This is a genomic window from Fluviirhizobium alvei (assembly GCF_030551875.1).
Taxonomy (GTDB): domain Bacteria; phylum Pseudomonadota; class Alphaproteobacteria; order Rhizobiales; family Rhizobiaceae; genus Rhizobium_E; species Rhizobium_E alvei.
In genome coordinates, this window is sequence record NZ_JAUOZU010000007.1 from 346871 (window position 1) to 358899 (window position 12029).

General features: G+C 59.7%; 13 protein-coding genes. All 13 read right to left on the minus strand.

The features are described 5' to 3' along the window. Nucleotides 1-14: 14 nt before the first annotated feature. On the minus strand, nucleotides 15-440 hold the full coding sequence (locus Q4481_RS10930) for a nuclear transport factor 2 family protein (RefSeq protein ID WP_304376381.1): 426 nt from the start codon (nucleotides 438-440) through the stop codon (nucleotides 15-17). A 65-nt stretch (nucleotides 441-505) separates the two neighbouring features. Next, complete coding sequence (gene otnI / locus Q4481_RS10935; RefSeq protein ID WP_304376382.1) at nucleotides 506-1309, minus strand: 2-oxo-tetronate isomerase; 804 nt, start codon at nucleotides 1307-1309, stop codon at nucleotides 506-508. Nucleotides 1310-1404: 95 nt separating this feature from the next. Further along, nucleotides 1405-2682 (minus strand): L-fuconate dehydratase, encoded by a 1278-nt coding sequence (locus Q4481_RS10940; RefSeq protein ID WP_304376383.1) that lies wholly within the window; start codon nucleotides 2680-2682, stop codon nucleotides 1405-1407. Between the two features lie 28 nt (nucleotides 2683-2710). Further along, nucleotides 2711-3556 carry a fumarylacetoacetate hydrolase family protein gene (locus tag Q4481_RS10945; RefSeq protein WP_304376384.1) on the minus strand — a complete coding sequence of 282 codons (846 nt, stop codon included), beginning with the start codon at nucleotides 3554-3556 and terminating at the stop codon, nucleotides 2711-2713. Nucleotides 3557-3573: 17 nt separating this feature from the next. Beyond that, a complete protein-coding gene (locus Q4481_RS10950; RefSeq protein WP_304376385.1) occupies nucleotides 3574-4311 on the minus strand; it encodes an SDR family oxidoreductase in 738 nt (245 codons plus the stop codon). 21 nt (nucleotides 4312-4332) lie between these two features. Further along, on the minus strand, nucleotides 4333-4785 hold the full coding sequence (locus Q4481_RS10955; protein WP_304376386.1) for a MaoC/PaaZ C-terminal domain-containing protein: 453 nt from the start codon (nucleotides 4783-4785) through the stop codon (nucleotides 4333-4335). A gap of 4 nt (nucleotides 4786-4789) precedes the next feature. Beyond that, complete coding sequence (locus Q4481_RS10960; RefSeq protein WP_304376387.1) at nucleotides 4790-5863, minus strand: Gfo/Idh/MocA family protein; 1074 nt, start codon at nucleotides 5861-5863, stop codon at nucleotides 4790-4792. 228 nt (nucleotides 5864-6091) lie between these two features. After that, nucleotides 6092-6421 (minus strand): L-rhamnose mutarotase, encoded by a 330-nt coding sequence (locus Q4481_RS10965; protein ID WP_304376388.1) that lies wholly within the window; start codon nucleotides 6419-6421, stop codon nucleotides 6092-6094. Between the two features lies 1 nt (nucleotide 6422). Then, on the minus strand, nucleotides 6423-7541 hold the full coding sequence (locus Q4481_RS10970; protein ID WP_304376389.1) for a mandelate racemase/muconate lactonizing enzyme family protein: 1119 nt from the start codon (nucleotides 7539-7541) through the stop codon (nucleotides 6423-6425). A gap of 2 nt (nucleotides 7542-7543) precedes the next feature. Next, nucleotides 7544-8641 (minus strand): ABC transporter ATP-binding protein, encoded by a 1098-nt coding sequence (locus Q4481_RS10975; protein ID WP_304376390.1) that lies wholly within the window; start codon nucleotides 8639-8641, stop codon nucleotides 7544-7546. 4 nt (nucleotides 8642-8645) lie between these two features. Then, entirely contained in the window at nucleotides 8646-9512 is an 867-nt protein-coding gene (locus Q4481_RS10980) for a carbohydrate ABC transporter permease (protein WP_304376391.1), read from the minus strand. Between the two features lie 2 nt (nucleotides 9513-9514). Continuing rightward, complete coding sequence (locus Q4481_RS10985) at nucleotides 9515-10411, minus strand: carbohydrate ABC transporter permease (RefSeq protein ID WP_304376392.1); 897 nt, start codon at nucleotides 10409-10411, stop codon at nucleotides 9515-9517. A gap of 136 nt (nucleotides 10412-10547) precedes the next feature. Further along, nucleotides 10548-11867, minus strand: coding sequence for a type 2 periplasmic-binding domain-containing protein (locus tag Q4481_RS10990; protein WP_304376393.1), 1320 nt, complete (start codon nucleotides 11865-11867; stop codon nucleotides 10548-10550). Nucleotides 11868-12029: the final 162 nt, after the last annotated feature.

A 12029-nucleotide genomic window follows, 5' to 3' on the forward strand; every position in this document is an offset into this window, starting at 1 on the left:
GTATAACGCCTGCCTCAGTGCGGCAGCCCCATCTCGATCACTTCGCCCGACACTTTGGTATTCACGAAGCTGTTGTAGGATACGATGATGCTGCTGAAACGGCCGCTCTCATTGATGTCATACATGATGAGGCCTCGATAATCGTAGGTATCGCCCTTGCGGACCGGCCCGAAAAGCGTGTCGCCATCGACCCGCGCGGTAAAATGGGTCCACATCTGGATGCCGATATGCTTCTCGTCGCTGACGAAGCGCAGCACGTTAAGCTCTTCCTTGAAGAACGGCCAGATCTTGTTCTCATAGTGGTCGCGCATGCCGGCAATGCCGGTAAACTCCAACGCGCCATTGAGCATTTTCATATCCGGTGCGATGAAATCGTCAAAGGCGGTCGGGTCTTCCGCGTTGAAACGCCGGATATATTGATCGAATTGATCTCTCTTCATTTGCCTCCTCCTTGGCTGCGCAATTGATCACTCGACCAAACAAAGAAAGCAAATCCGTTTTCGCGTTAGCTCCCATCACGCCCGCCGAATCCTTGTTCTTTTCGCGCCCTCGCGAACCACCCAAGGCCGGCAAGCGTGCCCGCTTCCGGACGATATTCGCACCCGACGAAACCCGTATAACCAAGGGCGTCGAGCGTCCGGAACAGGAAAAAATCGTCGAGTTCGCCGCTTCCCGGCTCATGCCGGTGCGGCACGGCTGCGATCTGAACATGGCCGATGACCGGCATCAACTGCTCGAGCGCGCGCGTGACATCGCCATGAAGGATCTGCCGGTGATAGATATCGAATTGCAGCTTCACATTCGGCAGTCCGACCCTTTCGATCATCGACAGGGCGAGCGGAAAGGCGTTGAGAAAATAGCCAGGCATGTCGCGATTGTTGATCGGCTCGATCATGATCGAGATACCGTGCCGGGACGCGCGAAGCGCCGCATATTCGAGCGCGGACAGATAGGCGTCCACAGCGCGCGGATCAGCCGGATCGGCAATTCCCGCCATCATGTGCAGTCGCCTCGTGCCGCTGACCACCGCATAGTCCAAAGCTTGATCGACCGAATGCTCGAACGCCTCGCGACGATCGGGCAGACAGGCCAGCCCCCTGTCGCCAGCCGTCCAGTCACCGGGCGACAGATTGAAGAGCGCCGGCTCCAGACCATTCGACGACAGGAGTTCGGCGAACTCTTTCACCTCCAGCTCATAGGGAAAAAGGCACTCGACCGCATTAAAGCCGGCAATCCGGGCAGCGGCAAAACGCTCCCGGAATGGCAGCTCGGTAAACATCATGGTCAGGTTGGCGGCAAAACGCGGCACGAATTCCTCCCGCTTGGTCTACGGAAAGGACGTAGAATCGAAGAACGCCGGTGGCAAGCCCGCCCGCTCGCCCGCCGGCGCTCCTGTCCGCGACATCAGCCGCGGAACAGATATTCTTCTCGCGAGGCCGGTTTCATTTCGATGGAGAAGCCCGGCAGCTTCGGCGGCATATAGGCCGCATTGCGGATGTCGCAGGGCTCGATGAAATGCTCGTGCAGATGATCGACATATTCGATCACCCGTCCCTCCATCGTGCCGGAAACGGCCACGAAATCGATCATCGACAGATGCTGCACATATTCGCACAGCCCCACACCGCCGGCATGCGGCCAGACCGGTAGATTGAACTTGGCGGCCAGCAGCAACACGCCCAGTACTTCGTTGAGACCGCCCATGCGGCAGGAATCGATCTGCACGATGTCGATGGCGCCATTGGCGATCATCTGCTTGAAGATGATGCGGTTCTGGCACATTTCCCCAGTCGCCACCTTCACCGGGGCCACGGCCTCGCGGATGACACGATGGCCGAAAACATCATCGGGACTTGTCGGCTCTTCGATGAAGAACGGCTTACAGAACTGGAGTTTCTTGACCCAGTCGATGGCCTGGTTGACTTCCCAGACCTGATTGGCGTCGATCATCAGGTAGCGGTCCGGACCAACCACTTCGCGAGCGATTGTCAGACGGCGGATATCATCCTCAAGATCGCGACCGACCTTCATCTTGATATGCTTGAAGCCGGCATCGACAGCCTCCTGGCACAGACGACGCAATTTGGCATCGTCATAGCCGAGCCAGCCGGCCGAGGTCGTGTAGCAGGGATAGCCGGTCGCTTCGAGCTGGGCGATACGCTCGGCCTTGCCGCCTTCGGCCTTGCGCAGGATGGCGAGTGCCTCGTCCCGCGTGATCGCATCGGTCAAGTAGCGGAAATCAACGATATCGACGATCTGTTCCGGCGTCATGTCCGCCACCAGCCGCCAGACCGGCTTGCCGGCTTGCTTTGCCAGGAGATCCCAGACAGCATTGACCACCGCACCGGTTGCCAGATGCATGGCCCCCTTGTCGGGTCCGATCCAGCGCAACTGGCTGTCGGAGGTGACATGGCGCCAGAAACGGCCCGGATTTTCCAGCACCCAGTCGAGATCGAGCCCGACAACCAGATGCCGCATGGCGTTGATCGCCGCGCAGCAGATATCGTTGCCGCGACCGATCGTGAATGTCAGCCCGTGACCCTCCAGCCCCTCCTTGTCGGTCGAGAGGATGACATAGGCGGCAGAATAGTCGGGATCCGGATTCATGGCATCGGAGCCATCAAGGCCCATGGATGTGGGAAAGCGCAGATCGAGGCTTTTAAGGTCAGTAATCCGGGTCACGGGCAGTTCTCTTGTTTTTCTGGTTGTCTCAGACGTCAGCGATGAAGGTCTGCTTCTGGGTGCCAAGTCCTTCGATGCCGAGTTCGACGACATCGCCGGGCTTGAGGAAGCGCGGCGGCTTCATGCCGAGACCGACGCCCGGCGGCGTGCCGGTGGAAATCACATCGCCGGGATGCAGGCTCATGAACTGGCTGAGGTAGGACACGAGATGTTTGACGCCATAGACCATGGTTTTCGAATTGCCATCCTGCACCTTTTCACCATTGACGGTGAGCCACATGGGAAGCGCCTGCGGATCGGCAATCTCGTCCTTCGTCACCAGCCAGGGGCCGATCGGGCCGAATGTGTCGCAGGATTTGCCCTTGGTCCACTGGCCCTGGCGCTCGGTCTGGAAGGCGCGTTCGGACACATCGTTGATGGTGCAATAGCCGGCGACATAGTCGAGGGCATCATCTTCGGAGACGTATTTCGCCGTCTTGCCGATGATGACGCCGAGTTCGACTTCCCAGTCGGTCTTTTCCGAACCGCGCGGGATCAGCACATTGTCATTCGGACCGCAGATAGCCGAGGTCGCCTTCATGAAGATGATCGGCTCGGAAGGAACAGTCGCATTGGTTTCGGCGGCATGGTCCGAATAGTTGAGACCGATGCAGATGAACTTGCCGGTTCCGGCGACGCAGGCCCCGATCCGTTCCCCAGCCGACAAGACCGGCAGGCTCGCAGGATCGATCGCAGCGATCTTCGCCAGACCGTCAGGAGAAATCGCGGCACCGCCGATATCGGCCACATGGGCGGAAAGATCGCGGATCGTGCCATCGGCGGCGAGAATTGCAGGTTTTTCGGCGCCCGGAGCACCAACGCGCATGAGTTTCATATCAATCTTCCTGTCTGTTAGATCGTCCAGCCGCCATCGATGGCATAGGCCTGACCGGTCGTGAATGTGGCGCCGGCGAGATAGACGGCGAGGTCGGCAATCTCTTCCGGCGTGCCGAGACGACCCATGGCCTGGCGCGCCATGAAGGCAGCCCGGGTGGCCTCGAAATCGCTGCCCTGCGCCCGCATGCGATCCTGCAGCGACGGGCTTTCCACCGTGCCGGGGCAAATCGCGTTGATCCGGATGCCCTGCGTCACATAGTCGGCGGCGACCGACTTCGTCAGTCCGATCACGGCCGCCTTCGTAGTCTGGTAGGCGAAGCGATTCGGCACACCCTTGATCGAGGAGGCGACCGAGGCGATGTTTATGATCGTACCATCCTTGCGGTCGAGCATGCCCGGAAGCACGGCGCGGATCGTCCGCACCATCGACTTGACATTGAGGTTGAGGGCGAAGTCGAGATCTTCGTCCTTCATCTCGAGGATCGACCCGGCATGAACGAAACCGGCCGCATTGACCAGAACATCGACCGGACCGATTGCGCCGAGGACGGATTTGACTTCCGCATCATCGAGCACATTCAGTTTGGTGGTGGCGATGCCGGTTTCCGCCGTCAGCTTGGCGAGAAGCTCGGTGTTGATGTCGGTCGCGTGCACGGTCGCGCCCGCCTGTGCGAAGGCTTCGGCGATCGCCCGTCCGATGCCTTGCCCCGCCGCCGTCACCACGACTGTCTTGCCGGAGAAATCCTTGCTCATTGTTCGTCCTTTCTGATCGGCTCAGGCCGTCTTGATCTTGCGTTCGACGATCAGGATATGATCGGCAGCGAGCACAACCTCGCCCTTCTGGTTGATCACTTCGCAGCGTTCCACCACCCGGCCGGAATCGGCGCGTTTGGGATCATCTTCCTTGGCGGAAATCGTCACCCGAGTCTTGATCGTATCGCCGATATGCACGGGACGGATGAAGCGCAGACGATCATATCCATAGGAGAAGGCAACAGGATTGATGAGCGAGGCCGTGAGCCCGACACCGATCGAGAAGACCATCGTGCCATGGGCGATCCGCTGGCCGCCGGGCAGCGTCTTGGCAAATTCCGCATCCATGTGATGCGGAAAGAAATCGCCGGTATGGCCGGCATGGACGACGAAGTCGGTTTCGGTGATCGTACGGCCGGTGGTCAGCCGCACATGGCCGAGTTCATAATCTTCGAAATAGATATATTGTTCCATGGTCTCAGGGTCTCTCGGCCAGCGGCGTCGCCGGCGTGGCATTCGATTGGTAGGCTGCTTCGACGAGAGCCATGGTCATCCAGGAATCCTCGACGGAGCTTACGAGTTCGGTGTCTTCACCGGTTGCGAACCGTTGCAGATTGGCCATGCGTCCAACGAAGGCATCCGGAAACCAGGCGCCCTTGAGCGGCACGTCGATCCAGTCATCCCCACCCTGGGGGCGGATCTGCAGAATATCCGGTTCGCCCTTCGGATAGTTGAGATTGACGCCAAGCTGAAGATAGGCAGCGCCTTCCGTGCCACAGACGCGGAATTCGCAGGCCTGGTATTTGCGGCCGAACTTGTGGTCATGATTGATCGAGAGCGCGCAGCGCACGCGATCGCCATAATCGAGGATCGCACTGGTGCGCGTCTGCGCCATCTCGTGGTTGGGATGGCCGAGCGAACGGGCATGGATGCCCTTGGGATCGCCAAGTATCTGGCGGATGAGATCGAGATAGTGGATCGAATGCATCGTGATTTCGATCCGCGGCAGCCCCTTGAGAAAGGCCCACAGCTCCCACGGCGTGTCGAGCGCCAGCCAGGCGTCGAAATCCACCACCTCACCCAGCAATCCCTTGGCGATCGCATCCTTGAGCGCCAGCATCATCGGCGCGAACCGCAACTGGAAATTCACCGCAGCCTTCAGGTTCTTGCGCCGGCAGATTTCGAGAATGATGGTGGCCGCAGCAAGATCAGCCCCCATCGGCTTCTGGATCAGCACGGCTGCTCCATCCGGGAGCGCTTCGAGAACCTTCGCATGCGCGGCCGGCGGGGTTGCCAGATCGAAGATCGCGCCTTCGACTGCGATTGCTTCCTCGACGGAGCGGAAAGCGGTCACACCCCAGGTTTCGGCGAGCCTCGAAGCCTTGTCGAAATCCGGATCGTAAAGACCGGCGACCGGAAAGCCACCCTTGCGATAGGCCGGGAAATGCGCATCTCCAACGATCGAGCCGGCACCGAACGTCACGATCGGGCGCGGATTGCTCGGCAGCGGCCAGGATTGGGCGAGAGAGTTGGGGTCGAACAGAGCCGTCATTTTTCACCCCTCACCAACTTCGGCCAAGGGTTCGCCATGCTCACCCGGCCTTCGTATCCTCTCCCGCAAGGGGAGAGGTATAGACCTCTGCGCTCGGTCGCCCCTTTTACGAGAGGTCGCGGCAGGATTACCTCTCCCCTTGCGGGAGAGGATAGCAAGTCCGCGCAAGACGAAGTCGAGCGCATGGACGCGCTTGGTGAGGGGTGAAAACCGTGAGTGGCCACCGGCTCAATCATGATGGAACACCTCTTCCATCTCGGCCCACCACTCGCCCTCCTTGCGGGTCGAGAGAGGGTTCTGGCAGGGCATGCACACAGCCCACCAGTCCTGCGTGGTGGGGTCTGCCGCCATCTTCGCCATATCGGCGGCAAAATCGCTGCCATGATATTCGAAATAGGAGAACAGCAGGTTCTCCGGCTCCTTAAGGAAAATCGAATAGTTGCGGATGTTGCAGGCCGAAATCATCTTCAGCACATCTGGCCAGACGGCCGCATGCAGCCGTTTGTATTCGGCGATCTTTTCGGCGTTAAGACCGATGACACTGCCCTTGCGCTCCATCTCACACCTCCCCTGTGAACGTCGCGGTGAATTCCGGAATCGATCGGCGGCGCACTTCTTCCCAGTCCCAGTCGATGCCGATACCCGGCTCCGACGGAGCCAGCGCATGGCCATCCACGATCGCCATCTTCGCACCGGTGATCTCGTCGAGCTGCGGAATATATTCGACATATTTGCCGTTCGGCACCGCGCAGGTGAGGCTCACATGCAGTTCCATCAGGAAATGCGGGCAGACCGGAATGTCGAAGGCTTCCGCAGCATGCGCCACCTTGAGCCAGGGCGTGATGCCGCCGATCCGGCCGACATCGACCTGAACGATGGAGCATGCGCCCTTCTGCATATATTCGCGGAAATGGCGAATGGAGTAAAGCGATTCGCCCACTGCGATCGGCGTCGCGGTCGAGGCACTCAGTCTGGTATGGCCATCGATGTCATCGGCCGCCATCGGCTCCTCGATCCAGGCCAAATCGATCGCTTTCAGCCGCTCGGCACGGCGGATCGCCTCATCCAGCCGGAAGCCCTGGTTGGCATCCGTCATGATCTCATAACCGTCGCCGACCGCGGCCCTGACGGCTTCCAGCCGCGCGAGATCTTCAGAACCGTGCGGCTTGCCGATCTTGACCTTCGAGCCATTGAAGCCCTTGGCCTTGGCGGCGAGCGCATCGTCCACCAGCGCCTGTGTCTCGATATGGAGCCAGCCGCCTTCGGTCGTATAAAGCGGGCAGCGATCCTTGGCGCCGCCGGCAAGCTTCCAGAGCGGCAGTGCCTGCTTTTTCGCCCGCAGGTCCCATAGTGCCGTATCGATCGCCGCCAGGGCGATCGCCGTGATCGCGCCGATCGTGGTTGCATGGGTCGCGAATTCGAGATCATGCCAGATCGCTTCAATACAGTCGGCATCACGGCCGATGATCCGTGGGATCAGATGATCGGCAAGCAGCCGCATCACCGACGAACCACCGGTTCCGATCGTGTAGGAATAACCGGTACCGACAGCGCCATCGCTATCGGTAATGGTCACGATCGGCGTTTCCTGGCTCACAAAACTCTGGATCGCGTCGGTCCGCTTGACCTTCGGCACCAGGTCGACCATCCGGATGTCAACTTTTTCGATCCTTGCCATGATCAGGTCCTGAGGGTCTTGCCGGTCTGGGCGTCAAACAGATGCGCCTGCGACAGGTCGAAACTCATGTTGACCACGTCACCCGGACGGAGATTGCGCGGATTCAGCATGCGCGACACCCAGTCACGACCGGTGAATTCGGCAAAGACCAGCGTCTCGTTGCCGAGCGGTTCGGTGATTGAGACCTTGAGATCGGCCTGATGGACTTCATGCGCTTCACCGGAATGCAGTCCGTGCCCCGTCGGATAGACATCGTCCGGGCGCAATCCGAAAACGACCTTCTGTCCATTGACGAGGCTATCGCGGAACTGGGCCGGAATGGGCAGGCTATCGCCATTGGCGAAGACGATCCGTCCGTCGCTGATCTGGCCCTCTTCGAGGTTCATCGGCGGTGAACCGATGAAGCCGGCAACGAACCGGGTGGCGGGGCGCTTGAACACCTCATCCGGCGTTCCGACCTGCTCGATGTAACCGTCGCGCATGATGACGATCCGGTCCGAAAGCGTCATCGCTTCCACCTGGTCATGCGTCACATAGACAACGGTGGAATTGACCTTGGCATGGAGCTTCTTGATCTCGGTGCGCATCTGCGTTCTGAGCTTGGCATCGAGATTGGACAGCGGCTCGTCGAACAGGAAGACATCCGGATTGCGTACGATCGCGCGGCCCATGGCAACGCGCTGGCGCTGACCACCGGAAAGCTGTGCCGGCCGCCGGTCGAGCAGATGGGTGAGGTCGAGCGTTTTCGCCGCATCGTCGACGCGGCTTGCTATTTCAGTCGGCGACTGGCCAGCGATCTTGAGCGAGAAGCCCATATTCTCGCGCACGGTCATATGCGGATAAAGCGCATAGGACTGGAACACCATGGCGAGATTGCGCGAACGCGGCGGCAGGTCGTTGACCACCGTGCCGCCAATCTCGATCGCACCGCCGGAAACATCTTCGAGGCCGGCGATCATGCGCAACGTCGTCGACTTGCCGCAGCCGGACGGGCCGACAAGCGCGATGAATTCGCGATCTGCGACCTCGAGATTGATCCCGTGGACGACTTCCAGGGCGCCGTAGCGCTTGACCAGGTTTTTCAGAGAGACTGTGGCCATTTTTTCAACCCTTGACGGCGCCGGAGGTCAATCCGGATACGAGATGTTTCTGTACAGCGAAGGTGAGAAGCAGTGCCGGAATGATCATCACGACGGCGAGCGCGCACATGCCGCGCCAGTCGATGGTGAATTCGGCGGTGTAATCGAGGAGCCCGACCGGCAGGGTCTTGGAATTGACCGAGCGGGTGAGGTTCGAAGCGAGGGCGAACTCGTTCCACGACGTGAGGAAGGCGAAGATACCCGAGGACGCGATGCCGGGGCCCGCGAGCGGGAATTCGACCTGCCAGAAGGCCTGCCAGCGTGTGCAGCCATCGATCTGGGCAGCTTCGGCGAGATCCTTCGGCACCTGCCGGAAAAAGCCGTCGATCAGCCAGATGGTGAAGGGCACGTTGAGCGCGACATAGGCGAGGATGAGGCCGAAATGCGTATCGAGAAGGCCGAGTTTCGCATAGACGAAGAAGAGCGGCAGCGAGAGCGCAATGCCGGGCACCGTCCGCGTCAGCATCAGGCCCAGGAACCAGCCGCCCTTGCCGGGAAAGCGGAACCGGGCAAAGGCGTAACCGCCGGACATGCCGATGGCGATGGCAATCACCGTCGATGTAACCGACACGATCAGCGAGTTGCGGAAATAATCGAGCACGGGGATACCGCCCTTGCCGACGCCGGAGAACATGGCGACATAGGCATCGAACGACAGTTCGTTCGGAATCCAGACCGGCGGCTTGGCCATGATTTCAACGGTCGGCCGGAGCGAGGACAGAACGATCCAGAAGCCCGGCAGGCAGATGACCGTCATCGCCAGGAAGAGGCCGATGAAATGGCCGATCTTCAGGAGGCGGCGACGCAGTCGGTGGGAATTGTTGTTTTCCATGGTCACCACTCCGTACCGACCTGGAGGCGGGCTGCGGCCAGCTTGCGATAGAAATAGACGGTAAAGACGATCGACAGCAGAATCGAGAAATAGGCCATGGCATTGGCCATGCCCATCTTCGCATCCGAATAGGCGGTCCGCGCCACTAGCGTCCAGAGCAGTTCTGTGCGACCGGCCGGACCGCCATCGGTCATGATCTTGACGATGTCATAGGCACGGGCGACGTCGAGCGAGCGGATCGTCATGGCAATGAAGGCAAAGGGCATGATGAAGGGCCAGGTGACATAGCGGAAGGTCTGGAACGGCGTGCAGCCATCCACTTTCGCGGCCTCGATCGGTTCCTTCGGCATGGCGAGCAGACCCGCCAGGATGAGGATCGCAAAGACCGATGTCGATGACCAGATTTCGGCTACGGCAATCGAGAAGAAGGCAAGGTTGCCGTCGATGAGCCATGGAATGGCCGTGTTGGTAATCCCGAGCGCCTGCAACGCATTGTTCACGAGCCCGACATTGTCGTTGAACATGAACTTGAACTGGAAGCCGACAAGCAGCGGCGAGAACATCATCGGGAACATCATCAGCGTACGCAGGATGCGCTGGCCGCTGGTCGCCTTTTCGACAAGCATGGCAAGGCCGAGGCCGAGCAGCATTTCGAGGTTCAGAGCCACTGTCAGCAGCACGACCGTTCTCAGGAATGCCACCCAGAAATCCCAATCCGCCAGCAGTTTGGCGTAGTTGCGGAACCCGATGAAAGTCCAGATCGTCTCAGGCTTGGTCAGCCTGAACGGTGTGAAACTCGAATAGAAGGACAGGATCAGCGGTACGATGACCACTGCGGCAAGAACCAGCGCCGCGGGCAGAAGCAATAATAGCGGCGCGGAAGATTTCCATCCTCTCATCCGTGGCACTCCGGCAAATTCAGATCAGAATAAACAGATAGCGCAATGGCTTTCCGTTGCGAATGGCGACCTCAGTCGGGCCGCCTAAAAAAGTCGGGCGCATTCCAGACGGAATACGCCCGACTGGGGGAGGATCTTAAAGCGCGCCGGCTTCCTCGAGAATTTCTGTTGCCTTCTTGGCAGCGTCATCAAGAGCCTGCTTGGAGGTCTTGTCGCCAAGGATGGCAGCCTGAAGTTCCGGATAGACGGCGTTGGAGATTTCGATCCACGACGGGGTCTGCGGTACCGGGAAAGCATGCTGGGCAGCTTCCTGGAACGCCGACAGGACTTCCTTGCGGAACGGATCGCTCTCGGCCTGCTTGATGTTGTATTCCCAGACGGCCGTACGGGTCGGCAGCGGGCCACCGGCCGATTCCAGCTTCTGGCTGTCTTCGTTGGTCAGGAACCAGACGAGCGAAGCAGCTGCATCCTTGTTGGCGCAGGATTCGGTGACCGAGAAGCCATGGTGACCGGACCAGCCGGTGCGCTTGCCCGACGAACCGGCCGGCTGCACCTTCACGCCGACATTGCCGGCAACCTTGGACGACTTCGGATCGTTGAAGAACCCGGCCCAACCCGGCCAATCGAGATTGAGGGCGATGGTGCCCGACGCAAAGCCCTGGCCGAGATCGTCCCAGAGATAGTTGGTGGTACCGGCCGGCACTGCCTTGTTCTTGTACATGCGGACGAACCAGTCGAGCGCGCGCACGCCGGCTTCCGAATTGAAGGCCGGCTTGCCTTCGGCATCGAGATACTCGCCGCCTTCAGCAACCAGCATTTCGTAGAAGCGACCGTTGATAGCTTCCTCCTTGCCTGCGAACTGGGTGCCGTAGAAATCCGGCGGATTGGAGAAGAACTCGGCCTGGTCGGCGAGATCGGCCCAGGTATCCGGCGGCACGAGATCGCGGCCATACTTGGCCTTGAAGGCGGCCTTCTTGGCTTCGTCCTGATAGAGGCTCTTCTGATAGTAGAGAGCGGAAACGTCGAACTGCGCGCGCGGCAGCATGACGAGCTTGTTGTCGAGCGTCGACGCCATGATCGTGGCCGGCACGAAACCATCGATTTCCGACTGCGGCAGAAGTGCGCTGAGATCGGTATAGATGTCCGGGTATTGCGGCGCGAACGACGAATGGTTCGACCCAACGCACCAGGTGATGCTGTTGGATGCGATGTCCGACTTGATTTCCTTGTCGAGTTCGAAATGGTTCTTCTTCGACAGAATGTTGACCTTGGCACCGGTCAGCTTTTCCCATTCGCCGATCCGGGCATAAAGGCCCTCATACTGCTGGCCGCCGATCAACTTGGCGTCGATCGTCACCCCGTCAAACTTACCGGGAAGCTCGGCAGCAATCGCCACCGCCCCGAAGGCCATCAGACCGATGGCGCCGGCGGAAACGCCGGCAAGCAATTTTTTCATGACTTCCTCCCAAAATCCGTTTCGGCCACCAGCCTTGGGGCCACAAACAAAACTCTCACCCATGAGAGTTTCATTCATATATAAACAGTTCATTCACAAGCCGTCAAGCCCGCCGTTGATTCAAATCCGATCTTCGCATATGAAGATGCTAATTCACCTGGA

What these genes read in the sequence shown, in the direction of transcription:
- Q4481_RS10985 (WP_304376392.1), bottom strand. Translation starts at nt 10,411, where the DNA reads ATGAGAGGATGGAAATCTTCCGCGCCGCTATTATTGCTTCTGCCCGCG.
- Q4481_RS10965 (WP_304376388.1), bottom strand. Translation starts at nt 6,421, where the DNA reads ATGGAGCGCAAGGGCAGTGTCATCGGTCTTAACGCCGAAAAGATCGCC.
- Q4481_RS10930 (WP_304376381.1), bottom strand. Translation starts at nt 440, where the DNA reads ATGAAGAGAGATCAATTCGATCAATATATCCGGCGTTTCAACGCGGAA.
- Q4481_RS10975 (WP_304376390.1), bottom strand. Translation starts at nt 8,641, where the DNA reads ATGGCCACAGTCTCTCTGAAAAACCTGGTCAAGCGCTACGGCGCCCTG.
- Q4481_RS10970 (WP_304376389.1), bottom strand. Translation starts at nt 7,541, where the DNA reads ATGGCAAGGATCGAAAAAGTTGACATCCGGATGGTCGACCTGGTGCCG.
- Q4481_RS10950 (WP_304376385.1), bottom strand. Translation starts at nt 4,311, where the DNA reads ATGAGCAAGGATTTCTCCGGCAAGACAGTCGTGGTGACGGCGGCGGGG.
- Q4481_RS10955 (WP_304376386.1), bottom strand. Translation starts at nt 4,785, where the DNA reads ATGGAACAATATATCTATTTCGAAGATTATGAACTCGGCCATGTGCGG.
- Q4481_RS10960 (WP_304376387.1), bottom strand. Translation starts at nt 5,863, where the DNA reads ATGACGGCTCTGTTCGACCCCAACTCTCTCGCCCAATCCTGGCCGCTG.
- Q4481_RS10980 (WP_304376391.1), bottom strand. Translation starts at nt 9,512, where the DNA reads ATGGAAAACAACAATTCCCACCGACTGCGTCGCCGCCTCCTGAAGATC.
- Q4481_RS10945 (WP_304376384.1), bottom strand. Translation starts at nt 3,556, where the DNA reads ATGAAACTCATGCGCGTTGGTGCTCCGGGCGCCGAAAAACCTGCAATT.
- Q4481_RS10990 (WP_304376393.1), bottom strand. Translation starts at nt 11,867, where the DNA reads ATGAAAAAATTGCTTGCCGGCGTTTCCGCCGGCGCCATCGGTCTGATG.